Here is a 26,652-nt window from a genome sequence, read left to right as displayed (position 1 = left end):
GGGTGTGACCCCCATCAGGCTGATATCAGCCTGATATCAAACAGGAGCCAGTCGCTGATAGAGGCTGCGGTAGTAATCATCCCCCAGCAGCTCGTTGTGCGGGGCGCAGAGGCGGATCTGTCCCTCTTCCATCAGGGCAATCCGGTCCATCTGTTCCATCCCCAGCAGGCGGTGGGAGATGAGCAGCAAGGTGCGAGCTGCCCCAAGCCGGAACAGCAGATCCATGATCTCCCGCTCGGTCTGGCTGTCTAGCCCTTCGGTCGGTTCGTCCAGCAGCCAGAGCGGCGCATCGTGCAGCAGGGCGCGGGCGATGCCGATACGGCGACGCTCACCACCGGAGAGGGGGCGGCCGCCGTCACCGAGCCAGGCGTCGAGGCTCGCCTCATCTTCCAGCAGATTGGCCAGTCCGACCTGAGTCAGTACCGCAATCAGCTGCTCGTCAGTGGCGGTCGGGGCTGCCAGTTTGAGGTTGCCCCGCAGGGTATCGGCAAACAGATGCACCCGCTGGCTCACCACCGAGATGGAGGCGCGCAGCGCCCCTTCGCTGTAGTCGGTGAGCGGCTTGCCACCCAGCAGGATCTTGCCAGCCTGAGGGCTCCACTCACGGGTCAGCAGCCCCATCAGGGTCGATTTGCCGCAGCCGGTCTGGCCCAGCAGCGCCAGCTTCTCACCGGCGTGCAGCTGCAGGGTGCAGCCACGCAGCACCGGCTGGGGGTTGCCGGGGTAGCCAAAATAGAGGTCATTGATCTGAAGCGCGCCAGCGGTGGCATGGGTCTGCTCGTCGCCCCACACGGGGGCTTTTGCCTCTTGCAGGATCTCGTTCAGGCGGCGTGCCGAGGTGAGGCTGGTGGAGAGGTGCTGGAAAGCCCCCGCCAGCGGCATCAGTGCCTCGAAGCTTGCCAGGGTGGCAAAGACCATCAGTGCGGTGATGGGGTCGGGCGCAGCGCCCGCTACCCCATGACCGGCCAGCCAGAGCATCAGGGTCAGGGTCCAGCCGCTCAGCAGTTGCACCGAGAAGTTGGCCAGCCCGCTCACCTTGGCCATGCGGGCCTGCGCGACGAGCAGTGCCTGTTCGGCCTGTTGCAGCTCAACCAGCGCCTTGGGGGCGGCGGCAAACATCTGCAGCTCGGCCTGTCCATCCAGATAGTCCACCATCCGGGTACGCAGGGTCGATTTTTCGGCAATCAGCGCCTGACCGGGACGACGGCCGAGGAAGTAGAACACCAGCGGCAGGGCAATCATGCCAAACAGCAGAATGGCCCCCAGGGTAAGGGCGAGGCGACAGTCAAAAAACGACAGGAAGAAGACCAGTCCGGCGGTGCTGAGCAGGGCCGCGCCTATGGGGGTGATCAGCCGCAGATAGACGTGGTCCATCGCATCGATGTCGGCTACCAGTCGGTTGAGCAGATCCGCCTGACGGAAACCGGCCAGGGTACCGGTGGAGAGCGGCGAGAGTTTCTGCCAGAACCAGACCCGCAACCGGGTCAGTACCCGGAAGGTGGCGTCGTGGCTCACCACCCGCTCACCCCAGCGACCGGCGGTGCGGACGATGGAGAAGAAGCGCACCCCGCCCGCGGGGGTCATGTAGTTAAAAGCATGGGTCGTCGCAACTGTCATCCCCGCCACGGCGGCGGCAGAGAGGAACCAGCCGGAGAGGGAGAGCAGCCCCATGCCGGCGGCCAGGGTCACCAGCGCCAGCAGCAAACCAATGGTGAGGCTGAGCCAGTGTTGGCGATAGAGGCGCAGAAACGGCAACAGATCACTCATCGAGAGAACCTCCGGAACGTTGGGAGAGCAGGCGGGCAAAAGGCCCATCCGCCTGACTCAATTGTTGGAAGCTGCCTTGCTCCACCAGCTGGCCATGGGCCAGCACCATTATCTTGTCCATCTTGGTAAGCTGGTCGAGGCGGTGGGTGATCATCAGCAGGGTCTGGCCAGCCATCGCCTGCTCGAGGGTGGTCATGATGGCGCGCTCGGAGTGGCGATCCAGACTGGCGGTCGGCTCATCGAGCACCATCAGCTGGGTTGATTTGAGCAGGGTTCGCGCCAGGGCAAGGCGTTGGGCCTGACCAACCGAGAGGCCGCCTGCCTGATCGCCGACCGGATAGTCGAGCCCCTTCTCCATGGCAAATTCCCACGCCTGTGCCCGTTTCAGGGCATCTTCCAGCTCGGCATCGCTGGCCGTTGGCTTGGCCAGCAGCAGGTTGTCGCGCAAGGAGGCGTGGAACAGCTGCGGGTTTTGCGAGAGCCAGCCCAGTTGCAGGCGCCACTGGCTCATGTCGAGGGTGGCAAGCTCCTGTCCGTTGACCTTGAGCTCGCCACGATAGGGGGCAAAGCCGAGCAGGGCGTTGACCAGCGAGCTTTTGCCTGCGCCGCTGACGCCGATGAGGGCGGTGCGTGAACCGGCTTCCAAAGTGAAGTCGATGGGGCCGACCAGCACCTTGCCCTCGGCGCTCAGCACTTCAAGGCCTTTGGCTTCTACCTTGACCGGGCTGTCGGCATGGAACGGCGCCGTGCCTGCGGCCGGTTCGCTCACCTCGGCTTCTAGGAATTCCAGCAGCTGCTCGGCAGCGCCGATAGCCTGCGCCTTGGCGTGGTAGTGGGCACCCAGTTCCCGCAGCGGGGCGTAGAACTCGGGGGCGAGAAACAGCACGAACAGGCCGGTAAAGAGGGTGACCTTGACCCCATAGCTACCAAAGTTCAGATGGTCGATATAAGAGAAGCCGAAGTAGACGGCAACCAGCGCTACCGAGATGGCGGCGAAGAACTCCAGCACGGCGGTGCTCAAAAACGCCAGGCGCAGCACTTCCATGGTGCGCTCGCGAAAATCTTCCGAGGCGTCGCGAATGGCTTCACCTTCCGCCTGGGTACGCATAAAGAGTTGCAGCGTGCGCAGCCCCTTCAGCCGATCGAGGAAGTGACCAGAGAGACGAGCCAGCGCCTGAAAATTGCGGCGGTTGGCATCGGCGGCGCCCACACCTACCAGGATCATAAAGATGGGGATGAGGGGCGCAGTGCCCAGCAGGATCAGACCCGCCGCCCAGTTGACCGGGAACACGGCCACCAGAATGACCACCGGAATAAAGACGGCGATGGCCATCTGCGGCAGATAGCGGGAGAAGAAATCCTGCATGTTTTCAATCTGTTCCAGCAGCAGGCTGGCCCAGCTACCGGCCGGACGGCGCTGGATATAAGCCGGGCCGAGACGACTCAAACGCGTGAGCACCAGCTGGCGGATGGTCTGGCGCACCGCGCTGCCCGCCTTGAAACTGGCCACTTCGCGGCCATAGGCCAGCGCCGCTTTGCCAAGCGTCACCAGCAGCAGGGTAATAAAGAGCGTGATGGATTGCTCAGGCGTTGAGCCTTCGATGATAAAGCCGTGCAACAGGGTCGCCAGCAGCCAGGCTTGCGCCACCATCAGAATGCCCTGGCCAAGGCCAAAAGCGATGGATATCGTGATCCAGCGGCGACCGTGACTCGATTGCTTGCGCAACCAGCCATAGAGACGTTTTTGCGTTTTTTTATCCATTACCACCATCCTCGCGTCGAGTGGCGCAAGACTATCCTTGCCGTTTGGCCTTGGCAACCTTGTAAATTATCTGTGTTGAAAATGTTTGATTGAAAAAGCAACCGTCTGTTCAATCCTTGTCCGAACAGATTGATTTATTGAAAAAAGTGGCAAAGGCGCCATTGCGCTCAGCGGCAAAATGCATATAGTAGGAGCCCTGACGCGGGTGTAGTTCAATGGTAGAACGGTAGCTTCCCAAGCTGCATACGTGGGTTCGATTCCCATCACCCGCTCCAAATTTCAGATGCCAGGCGGGCATCGTATAATGGCTATTACCTCAGCCTTCCAAGCTGATGATGCGGGTTCGATTCCCGCTGCCCGCTCCAGCTTCAAAACAAAAAGCCCACTCCTGCGAGTGGGCTTTTTGTTTTTCATCTATCTTGTGCGCCGTCACGCTTACCGTTTCTCAGCTTTAAGGCAAACCGCAGAGACAGAAAAGGCGCCCGAGGCGCCTTTTCAGATCAACAGCGTCGCGGGAGCTTATTCCTGCTCCAGCTCACCACAGAAACGGTAGCCTTCGCCGTGGATGGTGGCGATGATCTCCGGAGTATCGTTGACGCTTTCGAAGTGCTTGCGAATGCGACGGATGGTCACATCGACGGTACGGTCGTGGGGCTTGAGCTCACGGCCGGTCATCTTCTTCAGCAGCTCGGCACGGGTCTGGATCTGGCCCGGGTTTTCGCAGAAGTGCAGCATGGCGCGGAACTCGGAGCGCGGCAGCTTGAACATGTCGCCAGTCGGGCTGACCAGTGCGCGGCTGTTGATATCCAGCGCCCAGCCGTTGAACAGGTAGCGCTCAACCAGCTTCTTCTCTTCGCCACCGGCAGCCACGTTCATGGTGCGGCTCAGCAGGTTGCGGGCACGGATGGTCAGCTCGCGCGGGTTGAACGGCTTGGTGATGTAATCATCGGCGCCGATCTCCAGACCCAGGATCTTGTCCACTTCGTTGTCACGACCGGTCAGGAACATCAGGGCGATGTTGTCGTTCTCACGCAGCTCACGGGCCAGCAGCAGGCCGTTCTTGCCTGGCAGGTTGATGTCCATGATCACCAGATTGATGGTGTGGGAAGTGAGGGCCTGGTGCATCTCGTCGCCGTTGTTGGCTTCGAGCACGATGTAGCCTTCGGCTTCAAAAATGCTTTTCAGGGTATTGCGTGTGACCAGCTCGTCTTCGACGATCAGAATGTGTGGTGTTTGCATGAGTATTCCCAGATTCTTATCAGTTAATTATCTTAAATTTAACACTCTTTGGCGTTTCAAACCGATTTCCTGACTGATCCTGAAAATTTATTACGTCATCCTGGGTATGAGAGTCAGGTCGGAATATCGCGAATTAGGCATCAGTACCGGCAAGTATCCCTGTGCCACTTACAGGTTCCCGACAAGTCTGGTCGAGCAGAGCCTGGAAAGGTCGTCCATTACGAAAGTGGCCGCATTTTATCAGTTAACAGGAGCATAACAACACTCTTTGCCGTCAGATAGCAACTTTTTAACTCTGATTTGATATAGGTCAAACCCTGGTACAGCAGCATCATACTTGGCCTGAACCGGGTTTTCGCCCCTACAAAATGTAATGGAATGTAACATGTGATTGACATGAATTTGTGGGAAAACTACAAGAAAATCTGCTTTATCGCGCCATTTGAGCCACCAGACTGGTCTGCTTTTGCCATCATCACAGCCTGGAATCCGGCCAGCCAGTGGGTCACACAACGACGCAATATGCGGCGGGAACGGGCGCTGTGGCACCATCTGACCGTGGATTTGCAGGTGCCCGTGGTGGGGCCATTTTGGGGATCTGACCCGGACGAACGCTGGCAGGAGTCATCGCTGGCGGTGGCGCTATCCCTGCCACAAGCCCGTCAGCTGGCTGCCCGTTTTGGCCAGAACGCCATCTACTGGGTGGAGGATGGCCAGCTTTGGCTGACACCGGTATTGACGGATAAATCAGCAGTTTGCTTGGGCAATATTGAATCCTTCTGGATTGCCAGAAACCTTGCCTGATGAAAGAATGAACACCTTCATGCATCTGAAAGGAATCAAATCATGCTGGATCTCCTGCCCGACCTCTGCGATCAACATGGCGACTTGCTGCAAGTGGCCGACCCGGTGTTTCAGGATTTTGGCGGCAAGGCTATCTTCTATGGTCGCGCCGTAACGCTCTCCTGTTATGAAGACAACAGTCTGGTGCGGGATCTGGTGACCCGCCCCGGTCACGGCAAGGTGATGGTGATCGACGGTGGCGGTTCGCTGCGCCGTGCGCTGCTTGGCGATCAACTGGCGGTCAAGGCGGTGGAGCAGGGGTGGGAGGGTATCCTGATCCACGGCGCGGCGCGGGATGTGGGCACCCTGGCGACATTGGCGCTCGGGGTCAAGGCGCTGGCGGCCTGTCCGGTCAAGACCGAGAAGCGGGGATTGGGTGAGCTGGGGGCCGTGGTCAGCTTTGCCGGGGTGACCATCCACGAAGGGGATTATGTCTATGCGGATCGCAACGGCGTGGTGGTGAGCGCCACGCCGCTGTTGTGATCATCAGAAGTTGAAGCCGACGCCCAGACTCAGTGCCTGATCGGCAGTGATGGCGCTGACGCCGTAGTTGGCGGTGAGGGAGAGTCTGGGGGTCAGCAGCAGGCTGGAGTTAAGCTCCAGCAGGGTGCTGGCCTTGTTGAGATCGAGATGCTTGATCTGGCTGCCGATATTGAATGCCGGAGAGAGCTGGTAGCGTACCCCCGAACTCATATTGAATCCGGATGTGCGATTTTGATCCGCCACTGCCGGGCCCGCTTCCATAAAGAGGGTTACATCATCCACCACCGGATATTGATAGCCGCTATTGACCAGCCAGAGATCAAAACTGTCGCTGTGATGGCTATGGCCATTGAGCAGCACACCCGAGTAACTTTTGACATAGAGAGACGGGTTGGATTGCGGCTGAACCACTGCCCAGTCGGCGGCCTGTACGGCCATGCTGGCGCAGGTTGCAAGCAGTGTGATGATGAGTGATTTGACCATTCGTTTCCCCTCCCTGGGTCCGGAACTGAGCCTAAGCATGGCACATGCCAGCTGGTAGTAAAGTGAAGCGTGATCACAATAAAATCCTTTGGCATGGGCGCCAGCCATGATAAACAGGCTGCCGTATTGATGGCTCTAATCATTAAGAGGTGAATCCATGAACAAGAAACTGACTCTGCTGGCCGCGCTGGCACTGGGAGGCTGCGCAATGGCAACAGGTTCCAGCATGGCTCAACTGCAAGCATCCAGCTGGCAGCTGCAAGGCGCCACCGGCGATACCTTCACCCTGCAAGTGGTTGACGGCAAGGTGGCGGGCAAGGGCGGCTGCAACCGCTATTTTGGCGGTATCACCAAGCAGGGTGACGGTGTCTTGACGCTGGGCGCCATGGGCTCCACTCGCATGATGTGCATCGGCGACGCCATGAACAAAGAGACCGAGTTCCTGCAAAAGCTGGAGAAGGTGGCAACCTACTCCATCAACGGCAACCAGCTGACTCTGAGCGATGCCAACAAGGCGGCCCTGCTCACCTTTAACGCGGTGCCTGCTGCCAAATAAGGCTCGCGTTTGTCTGATTGCCCCGACAGCGCTGACTGTGCTGGCGGGTCAAACGCTCTGATACGCCCTCCCTCTGGAGGGCGTCTGTTTATCTGCGACGAACCCTGTGTGCTCGTCCGCTACTGTTGTTCACTCGTCGATTCTCCAGTCAGCCCGGTTTGATACCAGAATCTCGTATCTTCGCTTTGGTACGTATCTTGATCATTTCAATGATTCTTGTATAGTTGAAATGAAAAGTCGCACCAAGGGGAGTGAAGATGAACAAAGAGATGGCCACCAAGGTCTTTGAATCGCTGGCATCCGGCATCCGGCTCGATGTATGGCGGCTGCTGGTGAAGGCCGGGCTGGAGGGGCGGGTCGCCGGTGAACTGGCCAGCGAGCTCGATATTGCCCCCAATACCCTCTCGTTTCACTTCAAGGCGATGCTCAACACTGGTCTGCTGTCGGTGGAGCAGGAGGGGCGCTTTCTGCGCTACCGCGCCAATATTCCCCTGATGCTGGATGTGATCGCCTACCTCACCGAGGAGTGCTGCGCCGGTCATCCCGAGGCGTGCGGCGTGATGCGTGCCGAGTCAGCCTGCTCCCCCCATGTTCTGCCTGCGCAGCCCTGCTGCAACAAGGAGTAATGCCATGTCCTCCATTCAGATTTTTGATCCCGCCCTCTGCTGCTCCAGCGGTGTCTGCGGTACCGAGGTTGATCAGGCACTGGTCACCTTCGCAGCCGACCTTGCCTGGGCCAAGGAGCAGGGGGTGGCCATCGAGCGTTTCAATCTGGCCCAGCAGCCGATGCAGTTTGCCGAGACGCCTGCCGTCAGCGCTTTTCTGACCCATGCCGGGGAGGAGGGGTTGCCACTGGTGCTGGTGGCGGGGCAGGTGGTGTTGACCGGCCGTTATCCGAGCCGCAGCGAGCTGGCCCGTTATGCCGGGCTGCCTGCGCCACAAGCGGCCATCAAGGGGATCGTCAAGGGCGGCTGCTGCTCTGGCAGCGGTTGCTGCTGAGTCGTGACGCACCATTCGGGAGAGGCTATGTACCATTTTCTGACCAATCCACCGCCGTTTCTCTTTTTCACCGGCAAGGGCGGGGTGGGCAAGACCTCGCTGGCCTGCGCCAGTGCGGTGGCTCTCTGTGATATTGGCAAGCGGGTGCTGCTGGTGAGCACCGACCCTGCCTCCAACGTGGGACAGGTGTTTGCCACCGAGATCGGCAATCGCGTCACCACCATCGCCGCTGTGCCCGGTTTGTCGGCGCTGGAGATAGATCCCCCCGCGGCGGCCAAAGCCTATCGGGAGCGGATCGTCGGGCCGGTGCGCGGCAAGTTGCCCGAGAGCGTGGTGCGCAGCATCGAGGAGCAGCTCTCCGGCGCCTGCACCACCGAGATCGCCGCCTTTGACGAATTCACCGCGCTGCTGACCGACCAAACGCTGCTGGCCGAGTATGACCACATTGTCTTTGATACGGCCCCAACCGGCCACACCATCCGGCTGCTGCAACTGCCGGGCGCCTGGAGCGAATTTCTGGAGCAGGGCAAGGGGGATGCCTCCTGCCTCGGCCCGCTGGCGGGGTTGGAGAAACAGCGCAGCCAGTATGGCGAGGCGGTCGCCGCCCTGGCTGATGCTGCTCGCACCAGGCTGGTGCTGGTGGCGCGGGCCCAGCAATCCACTCTGCGGGAAGTGGCCCGCACCCACGAGGAGCTGGCCGCCATCGGCTTGTTGAACCAGCAACTGGTGATCAATGGCCTCTTCCCCGAAGGCGCCATTGCCGGAGATCCGCTGGCAATGGCGCTCTGGCAGCGCGAGCAACAGGCTCTTGCCCAGATGCCGCAAGGGATAAAGGGGCTGGCGCAGGATCATATCCCGCTGCTGGCCACCAATCTGGTAGGGCTCGACAGTTTGCGCCAGCTGCTGCAATCAGAGGGAAGAGCCGCTCAATCCCCGACAGTACAGTCCACTGTCAAACAAGCCCAGCCCGAGTTGAGTTCGCTGGTGGACGAGCTGGCCGCCGATGGTCACGGCCTCATCATGCTGATGGGCAAGGGCGGGGTGGGCAAAACCACGCTGGCTGCCGCCGTGGCGATGGAGCTGGCGAGCCGCGGCTTGCCGGTGCACCTCACCACCTCGGATCCCGCCGCACACCTGAGCGAGACGCTGGCAGGTAGCTTGTCCCATCTTGAGGTGAGCCGCATCGACCCCCACGCCGAGACCGAGCGTTACCGCGCCCAGGTGCTGGCCAGCAAGGGAGCGGCCCTGGACGAGCAGGGGCGGACACTGCTGGAGGAGGACTTGCGCTCCCCCTGTACCGAGGAGATCGCCGTGTTTCAGGCTTTCTCGCGCATTATTCGCGAGGCGGGCAAGCGCTTCGTGGTGATGGATACTGCCCCCACTGGCCACACCCTGCTGCTGCTCGACGCCACCGGCGCCTACCACAGGGAGATCGCTCGCCAGATGGGAAACAAGGGGCTGCACTTCACCACCCCCATGATGCAGTTGCAGGACCCCAAGCAGACCAAGGTGTTGATTGTGACGTTGCCCGAGCCGACGCCAGTGCAGGAGGCGGCCAATCTGCAGGCAGATCTGCGCCGGGCCGGCATCGAGCCCTGGGGCTGGCTCATCAACCACAGCTTGCAACAAGCCGCGGTCAGCTCACCGCTGCTGCAACTGCGGGCCGAGCGCCAGTTGCCCCATATCGAAGCGGTCGAGCAGCAACATGCCAGCCGCTACGCCGTGGTGCCGCTGCTCGCCGAGGAGCCGGTGGGGCCCGATGCCCTGCGCCGTCTCTGCCAGCACCATTGAGTCGCCGCCCCGGTCTGCTGCCGGGGCGGCTTGAATATGCCGTTACTTGTTATAAACCTGTGTTTTGAACCAATAGAAGATGCGGGATTGCGCCGCATCGGGAGCTGTGATGTCTGCAACATGTGATGCCAAGGCCGTGCCTGCCATCGGCTTTTTTGAACGTTATCTGACCGCCTGGGTCGCCCTCTGCATTCTGGTGGGGATTGGTCTCGGGCAGGGGTTGCCGGATCTCTTCAAGGCGATCGGAGCCATGGAGGTGGCCAAGGTCAACCTGCCGGTGGGGCTGCTGATCTGGGTGATGATCATCCCCATGCTACTCAAGATCGACTTTGGCGCCCTGCATCAGGTGAAAGGGCACATGAAGGGGATTGGGGTCACCCTCTTTATCAACTGGCTGGTCAAACCCTTCTCCATGGCCTTCCTCGGCTGGCTCTTTATCCGCGTGCTGTTTGCCGACTGGTTGCCGGCGGATCAACTCGACAGCTATGTGGCGGGGCTGATCCTGCTGGCGGCGGCCCCCTGCACCGCCATGGTGTTTGTCTGGAGTCGCCTTACCAACGGCGATCCCTACTTCACCCTGTCGCAGGTGGCGGTGAACGACCTCATCATGGTGTTTGCCTTCGCACCGCTGGTGGCGCTGCTGCTCGGGGTCTCCAGCATCATAGTGCCGTGGGATACCCTGCTCACCTCTGTGGTGCTCTATATCGTCATCCCGGTCATCATCGCCCAGCTGCTGCGCAAGGCTTTGCTGAAAAAGGGTGAGGCCCATTTTGACGGCGTTATGACCCGCATCCAGCCCTGGTCGGTGGCGGCCCTGCTGCTCACTCTGGTGCTGCTGTTTGCTTTTCAGGGCAACGCCATCATTGAGCAGCCGCTGGTTATCGCCCTGTTGGCGGTGCCCATCCTGATCCAGGTGCTGTTCAACTCGGGATTGGCTTACTGGCTCAACCGCAAGGTGGGGGAGAAGCACTCGGTTGCCTGTCCTTCCGCCCTGATCGGTGCCTCCAACTTCTTCGAGCTGGCGGTGGCCGCCGCCATCAGCCTGTTCGGCTTTCACTCCGGCGCGGCGCTCGCCACCGTGGTCGGGGTGCTGATCGAGGTGCCGGTCATGCTGCTGGTGGTGCGGGTGGTTAACGCCAGCAAACCCTGGTATGAAGCGGGGCTGAGTCGCTAACTGATGGCCGCTAACAGCTGGCCGCGAACTGATGCTATCCATTTTCTATTCACTTGATTAATGAGAGACACGCAAATGAGTGCAATCACCATCTATCACAACCCGGAATGTGGTACCTCCCGCAACACCCTGGAGCTGATCCGCAACAGCGGCGTGGAACCCACTTTCATCCACTATCTGGAGACGCCCCCCTCCCGTGACCAGCTGGTGGCGCTGATCGCCGCCATGGACATGCCGGTGCGCGATCTGCTGCGCAAGAACGTGCCACCCTACGAGGCGCTCGGGTTGGCGGAGGATCGTTTCAGCGATGATGCGCTGATCGATGCCATGCTGGCCCACCCCATCCTCATCAACCGCCCCATCGTGGTCACGCCGCTTGGCACCAAGCTGTGCCGTCCGTCGGAAGTGGTGCTCGATATTCTGCCCGATCAGCAAAAAGGGGCCTTCGCCAAGGAGGATGGCGAGCAGGTGGTGGACGCGAGCGGCAAGCGCCTCAAGTAATCATCTGAGTACTCAAGTACGGATTGAAACAGGGCCAGTGTCACGCTGGCCCTGTTTCGTTGTGTGAACAAGTTGAAAAAGTTACTCCGGCCAATCGTTTTACCGCTTTTTCTGTGACGATGATCACTGTACCATCGCCGCCCGACCTGCCACCCGGCCGCATCTCCCCCTGCGACGGCGCTGGCGTCACCCGATACATGCTGTCACCCGGAACGTGAATGACCCCAGGATGGGACCCGCCACTAACCTGTAGGTTTGTGGTCTGCGTGTCGCGTGGGTCGGCACCTCTCCTGCCTACACTCCCGCGACGCCTGTCTGCAGACTTGCCATATGAAACTCCTCTCTTCATAGGTGCAAGATGACACTGTTATTGAGTCTGGTCGGTATGCTGGCCCTGATGTTTATCGCCTGGCTGGCGAGTGAAAACCGCCGAGCCATCCGCTGGCGAACCGTGCTGGGTGCGCTCGCCCTGCAAACCGGTTTTGCTGCTCTGGTGCTCTATTTCCCCCCCGGACAAATCATGCTCGGTGCCATGAGCAATGGCGTCTCCGCCCTGCTCGGCTTTGCCGACAGCGGCATCCGTTTCGTGTTTGGCGATCTGGCCAGCAACGGCTTTATCTTCGCCGTGCGGGTGCTGCCGCTGGTGATCTTTATCAGCGCGCTGATCGCCGTGCTCTACCACTTCGGCATCATGCAGTGGGTGATCCGGGTATTGGGCGGCGCAGTACACCGCCTGCTCGGCACCAGCCGCGCCGAATCCCTGGTGGCCACCGGCAACATCTTCCTGTCGCAAGGGGAGTCGCCGCTGCTTATTCGCCCCTTCCTCGCCGGTATGACCCGCTCCGAACTTTTTGCGGTGATGACCTGTGGCATGGCCTCGGTGGCGGGCTCGGTGCTGGGCGGCTACGCCGGGCTGGGGGTGGATCTGAAATACCTCATCGCCGCCTCCTTTATGGCGGCGCCGGGGGGCCTGCTGATGGCGAAACTCTTGGTGCCGGAGCAGCAGCAGGTGAGCGATCAGACCGAGATCACCCTCGACAAGAGTGACTACAGCAACGCCATCGACGCACTGGCGGGCGGCGCTATGGGTGGCATGAAGATCGCCGTGGCCATCGGTACCATCCTGCTCGCCTTTGTCAGTGTCATCACCATGATCAACGCCGGTCTCACCACAGTGGGCGAGTGGTTCGGCTGGGCCGATCTCTCCCTGCAGCAGCTGCTGGGTTACCTGTTTGCCCCGGTGGCCTGGCTGATTGGTGTGCCCGCCAGCGAGATGATGGCGGCAGGATCCCTGATTGGTCAGAAGGTGATCATGAACGAGTTCGTCGCCTATCTGGACTTTGCCAATATCAAGGCCGATCTGAGCGCCCACACCCAGATCATCATCACCTTCGCGCTGTGCGGTTTTGCCAATCTGGGCTCCATTGCGGTGCAGCTTGGCTCCATCGGCACCATGGCGCCGGAGCGCCGCCACGATGTCGCCAATATGGGCTTCAAGGCGGTGCTGGCGGCGACCCTCGTCAATCTGATGAGCGCCACCCTGGCCGGGATCTTTGTCTCGCTGGCTTGATAGCGTGACGCAATAGCCGGTTAGTCAGCGGCAAAAACAAAAGACCCCCTCTTGCCGCTGGGCGAGAGGGGGTCTTTTTCGTCGGATTGATTACAGATGTAGGTCGGGTAACTGCGCAGCCTGTTCCTGAAAATGGCGGCAGCGACGCTCAACGTCGTCTCGGTAGCGTGCCAGATAAGCCAGCTCGGCGGGGTTGTCTGTCTCAACCGTGGCGATGGCGGTATCCAGATGAAGGAGGATGTCGTTGGCCATCTTGTGCAAGGTCTGCTGCAACAGACGTTTGGGCAGGTCACATGTTTCGGCCATCTCCAGCAACTGCCATGCGTTGATCGCCTCGGGGGCAAACTCGTCGCCGATGGCCATGGCCAGATGCTGGTTGAACTCGGGATAAAGCCCCACATTGACCAGATCGTACCAGGGGGTCGGCGTCAGCCCTGCTTTTGATACGAAGAAGCTGTAGTTCTTGCCGTGGGCATCATGGTTGTTGACGCAGAGGTTGAAAAGCAGCCATTGCAGCATGTCCAGTCTGGCCTGCGCCGGATTGACACACAGGGCGCTGAGGCTGAACAGCCGTGGCAGGCTCACCCCTTCCCGAATATGGGCCACATCCCGCCCGTCACCGAAGTTGCGTTCATATTTTCGGGCGACGGGAAACCCCAGCCCCTGACAGGCATCGATCATGTGACGACGGCGCACCCTCGCGCCATCCTCGTCAAGACGCCGATCGAACCGTTCCACCAGCAAACCTCGGTGGGACTTCTCATCTTGACCAAATGTGTGCAGTTCGACCTGTGCTACCGGCATGCCCAGCAACGCGGCCAGCCGCATGGTCACAAATTCATTGATCACCAGATGAGGGTGATGCTCGAACTTGAGGAGGTGGGTGGAACAGAGTTCGCCCTCGCCAAATCCCAGCGCCCCCGCGAGTCGCAGCAGGTTGAGCTTGGCCTGCACGCCCGCAACCGAGAGCCGGGGGCGACCATCCCAGACTTCCAGCGGCCAGATCTCGGGCTGATCGAGTCGCAGCAACAACTCCTCTGGCGTGATGGGGCGAAAGTGGGTGGGAATATCGTGCTCTGCGGGCAGGGTAAAGGTGACCGCCCCAGAGACATCGCGGCCGATGCCGTGGATCAGGGCAAAGAGATTGCTGCGCGAAACGGAGAGCGCCTCAATCAGGTGCTCCAGCCCGCGATTTTCTGGCAGCAAGTTGCCGAGATATGCCCGGATCTGGGCGCTGCTGGCCGAGCCATCCAGCGCCAGCGGCGGTGAAAGCGGGAATCCGCGTGCTTGCCACGCAGGTGTATAGCCGAGCTGAAAAGTATCCCGTTGGGAGTCATATTCAAGATGACCGATCAGCTGGTTACCCAGCCGAAGTTCAAGCTGATGGTGCTCAGAACCACTCATCATCACCGACCTCTGATTGGCTGCTGTCGCTCGTTACCTGTGATCCCGCTTCCTGCACCAGTTGCAACCGCAGTCCCAGTGCGTTCATCACCTGCAGCAGGGTCGAGAGGTAGACATCACCCCCCTTCTCAATCTTGATCAGGGTCTTCTTGGAGATGCCGCACAGTGAGGCCGTCACCTCTTGCGTCATCCTGGCGGCCTTGCGCCTCTCGCGGATCGCCAGCCCCAGCGAGGCGGGATCCAGTGCTTTCGGGGCGATTTGCAACGATGTGTCTGTCATCATGAATACGGAAAAAGTGTAGGTTATTACACCTTAACTCATGGTAAGAGAAAACAGCAATCAAAAGTGTACGATGGTGCACTTTTGATGATCTCGGTGCTGTTTGCGATATAAAAGTGTAGAAGAATTCACTTTTTAGAACAGAAGAGGTGGTTAGGGATAGTCTGGGGGATGGCCGAGGGGCAGGGAGGATGTTGCTTGCAGAGCCGTAGTGCACTTCACTTCACCGAGCGATGGCCTAAATTTCCTTTCGCTGAACCAGAGTGATAATTTTGGTTTCAGTGAAAAAATGGCTTATGGGGATGCGCAATGTTTTTCCAAACATATTACCGATTAGATCCGTGGAGATTTGAGCCGCCGCTAAAGGATTTTGGGGCAATCCAATTCGATGATCCCAAGCAGATGTTTTCGCTGTTCATACGTTACATACATGTGTTCAGCGAGGATGAAGAACCGCAAGTGCTTGTACAAACAATTCATCGCAAGGATGACATTCCGGATTCGGTACGCGTCGTGTTTACCGGAGAGGCAGAAATCGATTGGAGTCTTGGAGGAGAGAATCAGAACGGGTTTACAAACTTGCCTGACGACTATCGCGATTTCATAGTTGCGTTGCACGGGAGTATGGACCGCATGGCGTCTGAAATATTCAATGTGGTTCGTTGGCGCATGGGAATCGTCGGTGGACCATTGGGACTTCAGAGCGAATGGTCATCTATGAGATGGCACGATGACAGCAAGGGCGAGAAGATTATCGACGAGCATGGGTTCTTGAACCGTCAAATGATCGCCGGAGTATTCACTCTCCATATGCCAGAAGTGCAGGACGCCGATTTCGATGAGGAGTGTCGAGCGAATGTCGAAACCTTAATTCAGTTTCAATCCAAGCAACCGTTGTATCACGATCTTTTTCGTGAAGCATGGCAGAATCAACGGGACAATCCTCGAAGTGCACTTGTAATGGGGATTGCCGCAGCAGAGACCGGATTCAAGACAACTATGACGGACTTGAATCCGTCAGTGACTTGGATTGTCGAGAACTTACAGTCTCCGCCACTAGATCTGATGTTGCGCAACTACATGGCGCAACTGCCCGCAAGGAATCAGATTAACGGTGAAGTTCGTCGACCACCTAAAAAGGTAATTTCCGTGATCAAGAAGGGTATCGAATTGCGGAACAAGCTCGTGCACGGGCGTGAAGAAACAGTAACAACCGAAGATGTACGCGAAATGCTCGAAGCCGTTCGCGACTTGCTGTACATGCTGGATTATTACCGAGGACATGGTTGGGCCATGGAGAGACTGAGTCCTGAAGTAGCTGCAAATCTCCAGGAGCAGTAGCACTCGTTGGCGACAGAACAAGGAAATAGAAAAGGGAGCCGGTCAGGCTCCCTTTCTCATGGTTATGGAGTGGTTATGCGAACTGGCAGATCAGGGTCACAACCAGCTGACCCCATAACCGACCTTAGCGATTGGTCGCGGCCTTCATCCCTTCCACAAATTCTTTCAGACGGGTGAGCATATGTTCCGGGTTCTGGTGGTGGGTCTCGATGATCTTCACCACGGCGGAGCCGGAGATGGCACCGGCGGCGCCAGCGGCAATCGCTTCACGCACCTGAGCCGGTTCGCTGATGCCAAAGCCGAGCAGGGCGGGGGGAGCGTTGAACTCGCGCAGGGTATTGATCAATCCCTCAACCGGCATGCCGGCCTTGGTCTCGGCACCGGTGACGCCGGCGCGGCTCACCAGATAGGTGTAACCATTCCCGAGCTCCGCCACCTGTTTCAGGGTCTCGGCATCGCCATTGGGCGGGGCGATAAAGATGCTGTCGATGCCGAACTTGTCGGCCGCCGCCTTGTAGGGGGCGCACATCTGCACCGGCACGTCGGCGACCAGTACCGAATCGACTCCCGCCTGCAGGCACTTCTCATAGAAGCCGTCGATGTGGCGCACATAAACCAGATTCGCGTAAACCAGCAGGCCAATGGGCAGCTGCGGGTACTTGGCGCGGATGCGGCCGAGCAGCTCGAAGCAGTCGTCCGGAGTGGTGTGGCTGGCAAACGCGCGCAGGGCGGCGCCCTGAATGGTGGGGCCATCCGCTACCGGATCGGAGAAGGGAATGCCGAGCTCGAGGGCATCGGCGCCCCCTGCGACCAGCGCATCGACAATGGCCAGCGAGAGTTCAGGAGTGGGGTCACCCAGCATCACGAACGGCACAAAGGCGCCCTGATTGGCCGCGTCCAGACGGGAGAAGAGTTGTGCGTAACGGTTCATGACAAGGTTCCTTCTTTTTCAAAAATGTCTGCCACGGTGAAGATATCTTTGTCGCCACGGCCGGAGAGGTTGACGATAAGCACCTGCTCTTTTTCCGGTTCACTGCGGGCCATCTTGAGGGCGTGGGCCAGCGCGTGGGAGGACTCCAGCGCGGGTATGATGCCTTCTGATTTGGCCAGCTCCAGGAAGGCGTCCAGCGCCTCCTTGTCGGTGATGGAGACATACTCGGCGCGGCCGATGGAGGCCAGATAGGCGTGCTGCGGGCCGACGGAGGGGAAGTCGAGCCCCGCCGAGACGGAGTAGGACTCCTGAATTTGGCCCTGCTTGTCCTGCATCAGGTAGGAGTGCATGCCAAAGAAGACCCCCTTGCTGCCGTGACCCAGTGGCGCACCGTGCTCGCCGCTCTCGATGCCGTGACCACCCGGCTCGACGCCGATCAGACGCACGGAAGGTTCATCGATAAAGTCGGCAAACATGCCGATGGCGTTCGACCCGCCGCCGACGCAGGCGATCACCGCATCAGGCAGTCGCTCTTCCTTTTCGAAGCACTGGGCCTTGGCCTCTTCGCCGATCATCTTCTGGAACTCCCGCACGATAGTGGGGAAGGGGTGCGGGCCAGCGGCGGTGCCGAGCAGGTAGTGGGCGGTGTCGTAGTTGGCAGCCCAGTCGCGCAGCGCCTCGTTGCAGGCATCTTTCAGGGTGGCGGAGCCGGAGTGCACCGGAATGACGGTGGCGCCCATCAATTTCATACGGAATACGTTGGGTTTCTGGCGCTCGCAATCCTTGGCGCCCATATAGACCCGGCACTTGAGGCCGAGCAGGGCACAGGCCAGTGCAGTGGCGACGCCGTGCTGACCGGCACCGGTCTCGGCGATGATCTCGGTTTTGCCCATCCGCTTGGCCAGCAGCGCCTGACCCAGCACCTGGTTGGTCTTGTGGGCGCCGCCGTGCAGCAGATCTTCACGCTTCAGATAAAGGCGGGTCTTGGTGCCCCTGGTCAGGTTGCGGGTCAGGGTAAGCGGGGTCGGGCGACCGGCATACTCGGTCAGCAGCTCCTGAAATTCGGCGATAAAGGCCGGATCATCCTTGGCATCGACGAAGGCTTTCTCCAGCTGGAGCAGGGCGGGGATAAGGATTTGGGGCACGTACATACCGCCAAATTCACCAAAAAACGGGTTGAGCAGGGTCATAGACTATTCCTTGTATTTATAGGCTAATGAGGTTCATTAATCTGGTGCATATCGGGGCGCATAGCCCGTTTACAGTTGGCGCAGGGCAGCAAACACGGCCGCCAGCTTGTGCGCATCCTTCTGGCCCGGGGCACTCTCCACCCCGGAGTTGAAATCAAGGCCGAGGCAGCCGACCTGCGCCGCCTGCAGGGCGTTGTCGGGATTAAGGCCCCCCGCCAGTATCAGCTTGGCTTTATCGAGATGGGCCAGCAGGGCCCAGTCGAACGCCTGACCGGTGCCGCCGCTCTGGCTGCCGGCTTTGGTATCGAGCAGCAGGCGATCGGCCGGGTAGTCGAGGTCGGGCAGCGGTTCGCCACTTTCCTTGCCGAGAGAGACGCCTACGGCCTTCCAGATCTGGCAGCCCGCGGGCAGCAGCGGACGCAGGGTGTCGATATAGGCGGCATCCTCATCCCCATGCAGCTGGACTGCGGCGAGCCCCAGCGCATCCACCGTCTTGGCAATGGTGGCGGGCTGGGCGTTGCGAAATACCCCGACATAGGCGAGCGGCGCCCCTGCCATCACGGCGCGGGCGGCGGGGATGTCCACATAGCGCGGACTTTTGGAAACAAAGATAAGACCCCCAAATACCGCACCCGCCTGATGGGCGGCGGCGGCATCTTCGGCGCGGGTCAGGCCGCACACCTTGTTCTGGCCCAATACCAGCTTGCGCACTGCGGCTTCCAGATCCGGCTCGGCCATCAGGGATGAGCCCACCAGAAAGCCCTTGGCGTGGTGGCGCAGATCCGCTACCTGAGCGCGGTGGTTGATGCCGGACTCGCTGATCACTACCCGCTCGCTTGGAATGTCTGCGGCCAGCTGTTTGGTGCGGTTGAGATCGACGCTCAAGTCGCGCAGATCCCGGTTGTTGATGCCAATCACCGGCGCCCCCAGCGCGATGGCGCGGGTCAGCTCCTCCTCGTTGCTCACCTCGGTGAGCACGCCAAGACCCAGCTCTTTGGCCACCGCGAACAGGGCGCGATAGCCCTCGTCGGTGAGCACCGAGAGCATCAAGAGGATGGCGTCCGCCTGATAGTGGCGGGCCAGATAGACCTGATAGGGGTCAATCATGAAATCCTTGCAGAGCACCGGCTGGCTGACGCGGCTGCGCACCCGTGGCAAAAAGGCAAAATCCCCCTGAAAGAACTTCTCGTCGGTCAGCACCGAGATGGCGGTGGCGTATTTGCCATAGATGTCGGCGATCGCCTCCGGGCTGAAATCATCGCGGATCAAGCCCTTGGAGGGGGAGGCCTTCTTGCACTCCAGAATAAAGCGGGTGGAGCCCGCCTTGAGCGCCCCGACGAAATCCCGATCGCTGGGGGTCAGCGCACTCTGGAAGCTCGCCAGCGGCTGGGCCAGTTTGCGGGCGGCAATCCACTCCTGCTTGGCCGCCACGATCTTGCCGAGGATGGTCTGGCTGATGGAGGCCATGTTCAGAAAAGCATGGGGGGCAATAAGGTCTGACATCTCGTTATCCTTGCGAAACTGGCTCTTGCCCAGTGGGCGTTCTGAATGACTGTTGTGCAACGTGGTGGCTGACATCATGCCTCCTGATGGCCCGCTTCCTGATGGCTCAGAGTAGCCAGCCGAGCAGCCAGATCCGCTGCCTTGCCGCTCGCCAGCACCGCCAGCACCTCGGCTGCCGCGCTCTTGAGATCCTTCGCCTTGCCCGCCATCAGCAGCAGCGGGGCCACATTGGCGGCGATGGCGGCGTTGTGGGCCGGGGTGCCACGCCCTTCCAGAATGGCGGCGGTGATGGCGCGGTTCTCTTCAGGCTCACCACCCTGAATGGCGCTGACCGGATAGGTCTCGAGGCCAAAATCAGCCGGGGTGAGCAGAAATTCGCGGATCTCGCCGTCACGGATCTGGGCCACCTGGGTCGGGCCGTGAATGGCAATCTCATCCAGCCCGGCGCCGTGAACCACCATACCGGTTTTCAGCCCCAGTGCCAGCAGGGTTTCTGCGATGGGGCGCACCAGCTCGGGGGCATAGACGCCCATCAGCTGATAGGTGGGGCGAGCGGGGTTGATGAGCGGCCCCAGTACGTTGAACAGGGTGCGGGTCTTGAGGGCCTGACGCACCGGCATGGCGTGGCGCACCCCGGCGTGGTACTGGGGGGCAAACAGGAAGCAGATGCCGAGTTCATCCAGACAGCGACGCGCCTGCGCCGGGCTCATGTCGAGCTTGATGCCCATTTTGTCGAGCAGATCGCTTGAACCAGACTTGCTCGAGACCGAGCGGTTGCCGTGCTTGGCCACTTTCAGGCCGCAGGCGGCGGCGACCAGCGCCGAAGTGGTGGAGACGTTGATGGTGTTGAGGCCATCGCCACCGGTGCCGACGATGTCGCAAAATTCATAGTCCGGACGCGGGAAGTCGCGCGCTTCCGCCAAGAGAGCCTCGGCGGCACCGGCGATCTCCTCCGGGGTCTCCCCCTTGATCTTGAGGGCAGTCAGCAGGCTTGCGAGCACGATGGGGTCCACTTCGCCACGAACCACCTGGCCGAAGGCGTCACGGGTACTTTCACGGCTCAGAGACTGACCCTGATAGAGGGTGTTGAGATGTTGATGCATGTTGGTCTCCTTACCGCACACTGCTTTCTGGACGGGTGATATGGGCGAGCGCCTGAGTCAGCAGACGGGCCCCTTCCGAGGTCATGATGGATTCGGGATGGAACTGGAAGCCCAGCACCCGCTCATCCTGCTGCTCGATGGCCATGGGCATGCCCTGATAGTGGGCAATCACCGTCAGCTCTTCCGGTACATAGGTAGCGACCAGCGAGTGGTAGCGGGCCACCGGCAGCGGGCTCGGCAGACCGGCGAATGCGCCGTGGCCATTGTGCTCAATCAGGGAACGCTTGCCGTGGACGATCTCGCCCGCCGCGCCGACGGTGCCGCCGTAGGCTTCGCACAGGGCCTGATGGCCGAGGCAGATGCCGAGGATGGGCACCTGACCGCGGGCCAGCTTGATCAGATCAATCAGGCAGCCCGCCTCGTGGGGGGCGCCCGGGCCCGGCGAGAGTACCAGCACGGCGTCCCCTTCGCAGGCGGCGATCTCGCTCATGATGCGGCTGGCCGGCAGGCTGTTGCGGTAGATCCGCACCGGATAGCCGAGGGAGCGGAACTGGTCGACGAGGTTGTAGGTAAACGAGTCGAAGTTGTCGAGCAGGAAGATATTAGTGGCTGCTGATCCGGTACTCATTGGCTCACGTCCTTATGTTGCTCCTGCTGGGCGCTCAGGGCTTGCAGTGAGGTGCCATGGCTGGCGGCGATGGCGGCCAGCACGGCGGCCGCCTTGGCGCGGGTCTCGTCCGCTTCGGCCTGGGGTTTGGAGTCATAGACCACACCGGCACCGGCTTGCACATGGGCCACGCCATCTTTGACAAAGGCGGAGCGAATGACGATGCAGGTATCCATCTCGCCAGCGCCGTTGATGTAGCCGACGGCGCCGCCATAGCTGCCACGACGCTTACCCTCCACCATGCGAATGAGCTCGCTGGCGCGGATCTTGGGGGCGCCGGTCAGGGTGCCCATGTTCATGCAGGCCTGATAGGCGTGCAGGGCGTCAAGGTCGGCGCGCAAGGTGCCGACCACCTTGGAGACCAGGTGCATCACATGGCTGTAGCGATCCACCTTGAGCAGCTCCTTGACGTAGCGGGTGCCGGGCGTCGAGATGCGGGCGATGTCGTTGCGGCCCAGATCCACCAGCATCAGGTGTTCGGCCACCTCTTTTTCATCCTGACGCAGCTCCAGCTCGATGCGGCCATCCAGATCCCGGTTGATGCTGCCATCCGGGTTCAAGCCGCGGCGGCGGGTACCGGCGATGGGGTACATCTCGACGTCGCGGCTGGCGGCGCAGAATTTCACCGCGCTCTCCGGCGAGGCGCCAAACAGGGTGAAGCCCTCATCCTGCACGTAGAACATGTAGGGGCTGGGGTTGGTCTGCTTGAGGCGGCGATAGGCGGCCAGGGGGCTCGGGCAGGGCAGGGAGAAGCAGCGGGACGGCACCACCTGGAAGATGTCGCCACGGCGGATAAAGCCCTTGAGCTTCTCCACCTCGGCGCAGAACTGTTTGTCGCTCTTGTCCACGCTCATGCCGCCGGTCAGGGGCTGGGTGGTCAGCTCGGCGCAGAGGGGTTGCTGGCAAATCTGTTTGAAGTCGGTGAGCCGTTCGGTCAGGCGGGTGTATCTGTCTTCCACCAGGTTTTCGTCGCAATCGCCGCCGAAGATGCAGGCCAGCAGTTGAGTGGTGCGCTCGATATGATCGATGGTGATCAGGGTCTCGGCCACGTAGAAGCAGTAGTCGGGGCAGTCGTTGCTCCCTTCCGGCACTTCGGGCAGATCTTCAAAAGAGGCGATGAGGTCATAGGCAAAGCTGCCCGCCATAAAGAGCGCTTCTTTGCCGAGCTGGCAATCGAGCTCTCGCTGCAGGGTGCGCAGCACGTCCAGCACGCTGCTCCCCTTGAGGCGGGAATCTTCGTCCAGCTCCCGATCGGAGGCCGGGAAGTCGAGCTGCAATTCGCCATCGACCAGCGAGCGGGCAACCACCGCAGGCAGCCGCTCGGCCAGCAGGCTCTGCAACTGGGCGCCGTTGTCGTTCAGGCTGCGAACCCGCACGGTGCGGCCACGGCACTCGATGCGCAGGCAGGCATCCACCAGCAACAGGCTCTGTTTGCCCGCCTTGGAGTCGATCTCCACTGATTCCAGCAGCAGGTTGTTGGGGCGGCCCTGACAGAGGCGGGTATAGAGCGCCAGCGGATCGGCCACATAGGGGGCGTTGAGTTTGAGGGTATCGAATTCACCCAGAGGAAGGCGATGTGTGGCTGTCATAGTGCGTTCCCTTGCGTGTGATGCTGTTTACCGATGTTCATGACGTTGAATTCCTTAGAAATTTAATTGGTCCGGGGTGGCTGGTTCAGGGGCGCCATCGCCAGGTCAGCTTGCTTGTCTGAATTCTCGGTTTCATCACAGGTCCATTTGCCGGATAATAAAAAAGCCCGCTGGGGTCAGCGGGCTTTTTCTTTGGGTTCTTAATTTGCTGTCAGATTACAGGTACAGCAACGACCACACGCCCGCATGTCAGGGAGTGTGCCACCACCAGATGGTCAGGATGGAAGTCGTTTGCATGATAAAGTCCTGTAAAAAGATGTTTGCAATGAAGTGCCTACAGAAAACGATAAAGTCGCGGCCAAGTCAAGTCGCTTTTTAGCCTTCTTTCACCGATTTGCCATGAATGGTGACCTGACCACGAGAGCGGAATAACCTGATGAGATTCGATCTTCACTGCCATACCACTGCCTCCGACGGGGTGCTGAGCCCAGCCGAACTGGTGCGCCGCGCTGCCGAAAAACAGGTCGAGGTGTTAGCAGTTACTGACCACGACACCCTCGCCGGGCTTGATGAGGTGCGCCGCACCATCGAAGCCGAGCAACTGCCGCTGCGACTGGTGAGCGGGGTCGAGATCTCCACCGGCTGGGAGCATCACGAAATTCATATCGTGGCGCTGGGGGTGGATGAAAAAAATCCGCAGCTGACCGACTTTCTGGCCGGTCAGCTGGCCCGCCGTGAGGCGCGCGCGCTGGAGATCGGGCGTCGTCTGGAGAAGTGCCTCATCCCCGGTACCTATGAAGAGGCCAAACAGTTGGCCGGTGACGCCGCCGTGACCCGCGCCCACTTTGCCCGGGTGCTGGTGGCGCGCGGGGTGGCCGACAACATGCAGAAGGTATTCAAAAAGTACCTGAGCCGTGGCAATAAAGGGTATGCCCCGGCCGAGTGGCCCGAGATGAGTGAAGCCATCACCGCCATTCACGCCGCCGGTGGGCTGGCGGTGCTGGCCCACCCCAGCCGTTACGATCTCACCGCCAAGTGGATCAAGCGGCTGCTGGTGGCCTTCAAGGCGGCCGGTGGCGATGCCATGGAGGTCTCGTTGCCCCAGCAGAGCCCGCAGGAGCGGGCCAATCTGGGCCAGTGGGCCAAGGATCACGACCTCTATATCTCGGTGGGATCGGATTTTCACTTCCCCTCCAACTGGACCGAGCTGGGCCGCCACCTCTGGTTACCAAAGGAAGGCATGCCTGTCTGGTTGGCCTATCCTGGTCACTTTGGGCTCACCACCGAGCAACATGCCGAGCTGCTGGCGAGTCGCTAACGGCGCCAGCGAAGCAGCCACAAACAGGTTAAGGTAGTGTCATGGGTCTTTGACCCGTGACCATACGAGCGGGCAGGTATTGCTGCCCCCATTGCGAGAACAAGCTATGAGTCAGCATTTTTACGTACATCCGGAAAACCCCCAGGCCCGACTGATCGGTCAGGCGGTACAGATCATCCAGAACGGCGGTGTGATCGTCTATCCGACCGACTCAGGTTATGCGCTGGGTTGCCAGATGGGTGACAAGGGCGCGCTGGAGCGCATCTGCCGCATCCGTCGCCTCGACGCCAACCACGACTTCACCCTGGTGTGCCGCGATCTCTCCGAGATCTCCACCTACGCCAAGGTCGACAACAGCGCGTTTCGCCTGATCAAGAACAACACCCCGGGTGCCTACACCTTCATCTTCAAGGCGACCAAAGAGGTGCCGCGCCGCCTGATGAACGAGAAGAAAAAGAGCATCGGCATCCGGGTGCCGGACAACAAGATTGCCCAGGCGCTCTTGGAAGCCCTCGGCGAGCCGCTGCTCTCCACCACATTGATCCTGCCGGACTCCGAGATGGCTGAGTTCGACCCGGAAGAGATCTTCGACAAGCTGGGCAAGCAGATCGATCTGGTGGTCAACGGCGGTTATCTGGGCGAGCAGCCCACCACCGTGGTCGATTTCTCTGACGATGAGCCGGTATTGCGTCGTCGCGGCGCCGGGGATCCGACTCCGTTTGAGTGATGTCGCTGAACCGGTGACAGTCCCCTCCGCCGAGACGGGGACTGGCGCCGCACTACCCATCGCGAAAGTCCTGGGGCAGCCCTATCACGAGCTGCCTCAGGACCTGTTCATCCCACCCGATGCGCTGGAGGTGTTCCTCGATACCTTCGAGGGGCCGCTCGATCTGCTGCTCTACCTTATCCGGCGCCAGCAGCTCGATATCCTCAACCTGCCGATCCTGCAGATCACCGCCCAGTACATGGAGTACGTGGAGCTGATGCAGGGGCTCAACCTTGAGCTGGCAGCCGAATATCTGCTGATGGCGGCCTGGCTCGCGGAGATAAAATCCCGTCTGCTGTTGCCCAAGGCGCCGGAGCTGGAGGATGAAGATGAGGGGGAAGACCCGCGGGTGACCCTTATTCGCCGCCTGCAGGAGTACGAGCGCTACAAGGTAGGTGCAGAGAGGGTCAATGAGCTGCCTCGGGTGGAGCGGGAGATTTATATCGCCACCGCCTTGCCCCCCGATTTTGGCGCCCTCAAGCCACTGGCGCCCGATGTTTCGCTGGTTGAGCTCGCCCTTTACATGCAAAGTGTGGTAAAACGCGCGACTCATTTCGAACATCACCAGATCCGCCGCGAACAGATCCCGACCCGGGTACGCATGGCGGAGATCCTCGCCATGCTGACTCTGGGGCAGACCCTGCGCCTTGAGCAGGTGCTGCGCGCCGAAGAGGGGCGCATGGGGGTTCTGGTGACGTTTCTGGCCCTGCTGGAGCTGTGCAAGGAGCAACTGATCTGGATCCTGCAGGCAGAACCACTCGGACCAATCCATTTTGCATTGGCCGAGCAGAGCGAGGAGGGCAACCGTGGCGCTGCCCACTGAACGACTCAAGACCCTGATCGAGGCTGCGCTGTTTGTGGCTGGTCGTCCGCTCAATGTCAGCGAGCTGAAAAGCAGCGTGCTGGCCGATTATCCGGTGACCAGTCGCTATGTTCAGCTGCTGTTGGCCGAGATCAGGCAAGATTACAGCGAACGGGGCGTCGAACTCAAAGAGGTCGCCTCCGGCTGGCGCTTTCAGGCGCGTCAGGAGTATGCCGAAGAGCTCTCGCGGCTCTGGAGCGAGCGGGCGCCGCGCTATTCGCGCGCCGTGATGGAGACACTGACCCTGATCGCCTATCGCCAACCCATTACCCGGGCCGAGATCGAAGCGATCCGCGGAGTGGCGGTGTCGAGCCAGATAGTGAATACCCTGAAAGAGCGTGGCTGGGTGCGCAGCATAGGCCACAAAGAGGTGGCGGGTCGCCCCGAGTTGCTCGCCACCACCAGAGAGTTTCTGGATTACTTTAATCTGCAGAGTCTGGAGCAGCTCCCCGAGCTGGATCCGGAGCTGCAACCCCTGTTGCCCTCTGCGGTGGACGGGGAGAACGATGCCCGGTGAATGGCGCCCAAGC

At 60.4% G+C, this 26,652-nt stretch carries 26 protein-coding genes and 2 tRNA genes; 16 read left to right on the top strand and 12 right to left on the bottom strand.

The genetic code is table 11. The annotated features are described in order from the left end of the window. Positions 1-36 precede the first annotated feature (36 nt). A complete protein-coding gene (gene cydC, locus OKC43_RS18525) occupies positions 37-1,767 on the bottom strand; it encodes a heme ABC transporter ATP-binding protein/permease CydC (RefSeq protein ID WP_270804054.1) in 1,731 nt (576 codons plus the stop codon). Further along, positions 1,760-3,529, bottom strand: coding sequence for a heme ABC transporter permease/ATP-binding protein CydD (cydD, locus tag OKC43_RS18520; RefSeq protein ID WP_270804055.1), 1,770 nt, complete (start codon positions 3,527-3,529; stop codon positions 1,760-1,762). Before cydD ends, cydC begins: the two co-directional genes overlap by 8 nt. A 201-nt stretch (positions 3,530-3,730) precedes the next feature. Between cydD and OKC43_RS18515 the strand changes: the two genes are divergently transcribed. Both OKC43_RS18515 and OKC43_RS18510 read left to right on the top strand, forming a co-directional pair. Beyond that, positions 3,731-3,804: transfer RNA gene (locus tag OKC43_RS18515), tRNA-Gly, on the top strand. Positions 3,805-3,819: 15 nt separating this feature from the next. Continuing rightward, positions 3,820-3,894: transfer RNA gene (locus OKC43_RS18510), tRNA-Gly, on the top strand. A 154-nt stretch (positions 3,895-4,048) separates the two neighbouring features. On the opposite strand, the gene arcA is transcribed toward OKC43_RS18510, so the two are convergent. Continuing rightward, a complete protein-coding gene (arcA, locus tag OKC43_RS18505; RefSeq protein ID WP_005338193.1) occupies positions 4,049-4,768 on the bottom strand; it encodes a two-component system response regulator ArcA in 720 nt (239 codons plus the stop codon). Positions 4,769-5,164: 396 nt separating this feature from the next. On the opposite strand from arcA, the gene OKC43_RS18500 reads away from it, so the two are divergent. Next, positions 5,165-5,572 (top strand): DUF3293 domain-containing protein, encoded by a 408-nt coding sequence (locus OKC43_RS18500; protein ID WP_265784189.1) that lies wholly within the window; start codon positions 5,165-5,167, stop codon positions 5,570-5,572. A 42-nt stretch (positions 5,573-5,614) separates the two neighbouring features. Continuing rightward, entirely contained in the window at positions 5,615-6,094 is a 480-nt protein-coding gene (locus OKC43_RS18495) for a putative 4-hydroxy-4-methyl-2-oxoglutarate aldolase (protein ID WP_042054958.1), read from the top strand. A gap of 3 nt (positions 6,095-6,097) precedes the next feature. On the opposite strand, the gene OKC43_RS18490 is transcribed toward OKC43_RS18495, so the two are convergent. Next, positions 6,098-6,577 (bottom strand): hypothetical protein, encoded by a 480-nt coding sequence (locus OKC43_RS18490; RefSeq protein WP_005350173.1) that lies wholly within the window; start codon positions 6,575-6,577, stop codon positions 6,098-6,100. A 157-nt stretch (positions 6,578-6,734) separates the two neighbouring features. Here OKC43_RS18490 and OKC43_RS18485 point away from each other — a divergent pair, with 157 nt between their 5' ends. The 7 genes from OKC43_RS18485 (at position 6,735) to OKC43_RS18455 (ending at position 13,168) form a co-directional block, all read left to right on the top strand. After that, on the top strand, positions 6,735-7,133 hold the full coding sequence (locus tag OKC43_RS18485; protein ID WP_005359119.1) for an META domain-containing protein: 399 nt from the start codon (positions 6,735-6,737) through the stop codon (positions 7,131-7,133). A gap of 257 nt (positions 7,134-7,390) precedes the next feature. After that, complete coding sequence (locus OKC43_RS18480) at positions 7,391-7,759, top strand: ArsR/SmtB family transcription factor (RefSeq protein WP_201938319.1); 369 nt, start codon at positions 7,391-7,393, stop codon at positions 7,757-7,759. A 4-nt stretch (positions 7,760-7,763) separates the two neighbouring features. After that, the gene (gene arsD / locus OKC43_RS18475) at positions 7,764-8,132 is read left to right on the top strand and encodes an arsenite efflux transporter metallochaperone ArsD (RefSeq protein ID WP_100654212.1); all 369 of its coding nucleotides are present in this window, start codon (positions 7,764-7,766) and stop codon (positions 8,130-8,132) included. Between the two features lie 27 nt (positions 8,133-8,159). After that, a complete protein-coding gene (arsA, locus tag OKC43_RS18470; RefSeq protein ID WP_270804056.1) occupies positions 8,160-9,923 on the top strand; it encodes an arsenical pump-driving ATPase in 1,764 nt (587 codons plus the stop codon). Positions 9,924-10,032: 109 nt separating this feature from the next. Next, the gene (arsB, locus tag OKC43_RS18465; RefSeq protein WP_005338173.1) at positions 10,033-11,097 is read left to right on the top strand and encodes an ACR3 family arsenite efflux transporter; all 1,065 of its coding nucleotides are present in this window, start codon (positions 10,033-10,035) and stop codon (positions 11,095-11,097) included. A gap of 75 nt (positions 11,098-11,172) precedes the next feature. Continuing rightward, positions 11,173-11,598 (top strand): glutaredoxin-dependent arsenate reductase, encoded by a 426-nt coding sequence (gene arsC / locus OKC43_RS18460; protein WP_270804057.1) that lies wholly within the window; start codon positions 11,173-11,175, stop codon positions 11,596-11,598. A 358-nt stretch (positions 11,599-11,956) separates the two neighbouring features. After that, positions 11,957-13,168, top strand: a complete 1,212-nt coding sequence (locus tag OKC43_RS18455; protein WP_270804058.1) for a NupC/NupG family nucleoside CNT transporter — start codon at positions 11,957-11,959, stop codon at positions 13,166-13,168. A 90-nt stretch (positions 13,169-13,258) separates the two neighbouring features. Here OKC43_RS18455 and OKC43_RS18450 read toward each other — a convergent pair whose 3' ends face one another. Beyond that, positions 13,259-14,575, bottom strand: coding sequence for a HipA domain-containing protein (locus tag OKC43_RS18450; RefSeq protein ID WP_270804059.1), 1,317 nt, complete (start codon positions 14,573-14,575; stop codon positions 13,259-13,261). Next, positions 14,559-14,837, bottom strand: coding sequence for a helix-turn-helix domain-containing protein (locus OKC43_RS18445; protein ID WP_270660014.1), 279 nt, complete (start codon positions 14,835-14,837; stop codon positions 14,559-14,561). Before OKC43_RS18445 ends, OKC43_RS18450 begins: the two co-directional genes overlap by 17 nt. Before the next feature lie 324 nt (positions 14,838-15,161). Between OKC43_RS18445 and OKC43_RS18440 the strand changes: the two genes are divergently transcribed. Further along, the gene (locus tag OKC43_RS18440) at positions 15,162-16,193 is read left to right on the top strand and encodes a hypothetical protein (protein ID WP_270804060.1); all 1,032 of its coding nucleotides are present in this window, start codon (positions 15,162-15,164) and stop codon (positions 16,191-16,193) included. Between the two features lie 124 nt (positions 16,194-16,317). Here the strand turns inward: OKC43_RS18440 and trpA are convergent, their stop codons facing one another. From trpA to OKC43_RS18410, 6 genes are all read right to left on the bottom strand, one after another. After that, positions 16,318-17,124 carry a tryptophan synthase subunit alpha gene (trpA, locus tag OKC43_RS18435; RefSeq protein ID WP_270660019.1) on the bottom strand — a complete coding sequence of 269 codons (807 nt, stop codon included), beginning with the start codon at positions 17,122-17,124 and terminating at the stop codon, positions 16,318-16,320. After that, positions 17,121-18,314 (bottom strand): tryptophan synthase subunit beta, encoded by a 1,194-nt coding sequence (trpB, locus tag OKC43_RS18430; RefSeq protein ID WP_270660022.1) that lies wholly within the window; start codon positions 18,312-18,314, stop codon positions 17,121-17,123. Before trpB ends, trpA begins: the two co-directional genes overlap by 4 nt. 69 nt (positions 18,315-18,383) lie before the next feature. Further along, positions 18,384-19,892, bottom strand: coding sequence for a bifunctional indole-3-glycerol-phosphate synthase TrpC/phosphoribosylanthranilate isomerase TrpF (gene trpCF / locus OKC43_RS18425; protein ID WP_270804089.1), 1,509 nt, complete (start codon positions 19,890-19,892; stop codon positions 18,384-18,386). Beyond that, entirely contained in the window at positions 19,892-20,920 is a 1,029-nt protein-coding gene (gene trpD, locus OKC43_RS18420) for an anthranilate phosphoribosyltransferase (protein WP_042054975.1), read from the bottom strand. The genes trpCF and trpD overlap by 1 nt, the downstream gene beginning before the upstream one ends. A 10-nt stretch (positions 20,921-20,930) precedes the next feature. Then, the gene (locus OKC43_RS18415; protein WP_270804061.1) at positions 20,931-21,548 is read right to left on the bottom strand and encodes an aminodeoxychorismate/anthranilate synthase component II; all 618 of its coding nucleotides are present in this window, start codon (positions 21,546-21,548) and stop codon (positions 20,931-20,933) included. After that, complete coding sequence (locus tag OKC43_RS18410; protein WP_270804062.1) at positions 21,545-23,176, bottom strand: anthranilate synthase component 1; 1,632 nt, start codon at positions 23,174-23,176, stop codon at positions 21,545-21,547. The genes OKC43_RS18415 and OKC43_RS18410 overlap by 4 nt, the downstream gene beginning before the upstream one ends. A 436-nt stretch (positions 23,177-23,612) precedes the next feature. Here OKC43_RS18410 and rnm point away from each other — a divergent pair, with 436 nt between their 5' ends. From rnm to scpB, 4 genes are all read left to right on the top strand, one after another. Next, on the top strand, positions 23,613-24,494 hold the full coding sequence (gene rnm, locus OKC43_RS18405) for an RNase RNM (protein WP_184232436.1): 882 nt from the start codon (positions 23,613-23,615) through the stop codon (positions 24,492-24,494). 106 nt (positions 24,495-24,600) lie between these two features. Then, positions 24,601-25,221, top strand: a complete 621-nt coding sequence (locus OKC43_RS18400) for an L-threonylcarbamoyladenylate synthase (RefSeq protein WP_005338129.1) — start codon at positions 24,601-24,603, stop codon at positions 25,219-25,221. After that, on the top strand, positions 25,169-26,083 hold the full coding sequence (locus OKC43_RS18395; protein ID WP_236303012.1) for a segregation and condensation protein A: 915 nt from the start codon (positions 25,169-25,171) through the stop codon (positions 26,081-26,083). Before OKC43_RS18400 ends, OKC43_RS18395 begins: the two co-directional genes overlap by 53 nt. Then, a complete protein-coding gene (gene scpB, locus OKC43_RS18390) occupies positions 26,067-26,639 on the top strand; it encodes an SMC-Scp complex subunit ScpB (protein WP_270804063.1) in 573 nt (190 codons plus the stop codon). The genes OKC43_RS18395 and scpB overlap by 17 nt, the downstream gene beginning before the upstream one ends. Positions 26,640-26,652: the final 13 nt, after the last annotated feature.

This window comes from Aeromonas sp. Y289-2 (assembly GCF_027705925.1).
Taxonomy (GTDB): domain Bacteria; phylum Pseudomonadota; class Gammaproteobacteria; order Enterobacterales; family Aeromonadaceae; genus Aeromonas; species Aeromonas veronii.
Note: the sequence above shows the minus strand (reverse complement) of the source record. Positions and strands in the feature narration are given on the sequence as shown.

Coding starts and splice junctions, on each gene's coding strand:
- trpD (WP_042054975.1), bottom strand. CDS start 20,920: ATGCATCAACATCTCAACACCCTCTATCAGGGTCAGTCTCTGAGCCGT.
- arsB (WP_005338173.1), top strand. CDS start 10,033: ATGTCTGCAACATGTGATGCCAAGGCCGTGCCTGCCATCGGCTTTTTT.
- OKC43_RS18450 (WP_270804059.1), bottom strand. CDS start 14,575: ATGATGAGTGGTTCTGAGCACCATCAGCTTGAACTTCGGCTGGGTAAC.
- arsD (WP_100654212.1), top strand. CDS start 7,764: ATGTCCTCCATTCAGATTTTTGATCCCGCCCTCTGCTGCTCCAGCGGT.
- OKC43_RS18455 (WP_270804058.1), top strand. CDS start 11,957: ATGACACTGTTATTGAGTCTGGTCGGTATGCTGGCCCTGATGTTTATC.
- rnm (WP_184232436.1), top strand. CDS start 23,613: ATGAGATTCGATCTTCACTGCCATACCACTGCCTCCGACGGGGTGCTG.
- OKC43_RS18480 (WP_201938319.1), top strand. CDS start 7,391: ATGAACAAAGAGATGGCCACCAAGGTCTTTGAATCGCTGGCATCCGGC.
- arsC (WP_270804057.1), top strand. CDS start 11,173: ATGAGTGCAATCACCATCTATCACAACCCGGAATGTGGTACCTCCCGC.
- OKC43_RS18395 (WP_236303012.1), top strand. CDS start 25,169: ATGAGCCGGTATTGCGTCGTCGCGGCGCCGGGGATCCGACTCCGTTTG.
- OKC43_RS18400 (WP_005338129.1), top strand. CDS start 24,601: ATGAGTCAGCATTTTTACGTACATCCGGAAAACCCCCAGGCCCGACTG.
- OKC43_RS18410 (WP_270804062.1), bottom strand. CDS start 23,176: ATGACAGCCACACATCGCCTTCCTCTGGGTGAATTCGATACCCTCAAA.
- trpCF (WP_270804089.1), bottom strand. CDS start 19,892: ATGTCAGCCACCACGTTGCACAACAGTCATTCAGAACGCCCACTGGGC.
- cydD (WP_270804055.1), bottom strand. CDS start 3,529: ATGGATAAAAAAACGCAAAAACGTCTCTATGGCTGGTTGCGCAAGCAA.
- cydC (WP_270804054.1), bottom strand. CDS start 1,767: ATGAGTGATCTGTTGCCGTTTCTGCGCCTCTATCGCCAACACTGGCTC.
- trpB (WP_270660022.1), bottom strand. CDS start 18,314: ATGACCCTGCTCAACCCGTTTTTTGGTGAATTTGGCGGTATGTACGTG.
- OKC43_RS18415 (WP_270804061.1), bottom strand. CDS start 21,548: ATGAGTACCGGATCAGCAGCCACTAATATCTTCCTGCTCGACAACTTC.
- OKC43_RS18485 (WP_005359119.1), top strand. CDS start 6,735: ATGAACAAGAAACTGACTCTGCTGGCCGCGCTGGCACTGGGAGGCTGC.
- trpA (WP_270660019.1), bottom strand. CDS start 17,124: ATGAACCGTTACGCACAACTCTTCTCCCGTCTGGACGCGGCCAATCAG.
- OKC43_RS18500 (WP_265784189.1), top strand. CDS start 5,165: ATGAATTTGTGGGAAAACTACAAGAAAATCTGCTTTATCGCGCCATTT.
- arcA (WP_005338193.1), bottom strand. CDS start 4,768: ATGCAAACACCACACATTCTGATCGTCGAAGACGAGCTGGTCACACGC.
- OKC43_RS18495 (WP_042054958.1), top strand. CDS start 5,615: ATGCTGGATCTCCTGCCCGACCTCTGCGATCAACATGGCGACTTGCTG.
- OKC43_RS18490 (WP_005350173.1), bottom strand. CDS start 6,577: ATGGTCAAATCACTCATCATCACACTGCTTGCAACCTGCGCCAGCATG.
- OKC43_RS18440 (WP_270804060.1), top strand. CDS start 15,162: ATGTTTTTCCAAACATATTACCGATTAGATCCGTGGAGATTTGAGCCG.
- arsA (WP_270804056.1), top strand. CDS start 8,160: ATGTACCATTTTCTGACCAATCCACCGCCGTTTCTCTTTTTCACCGGC.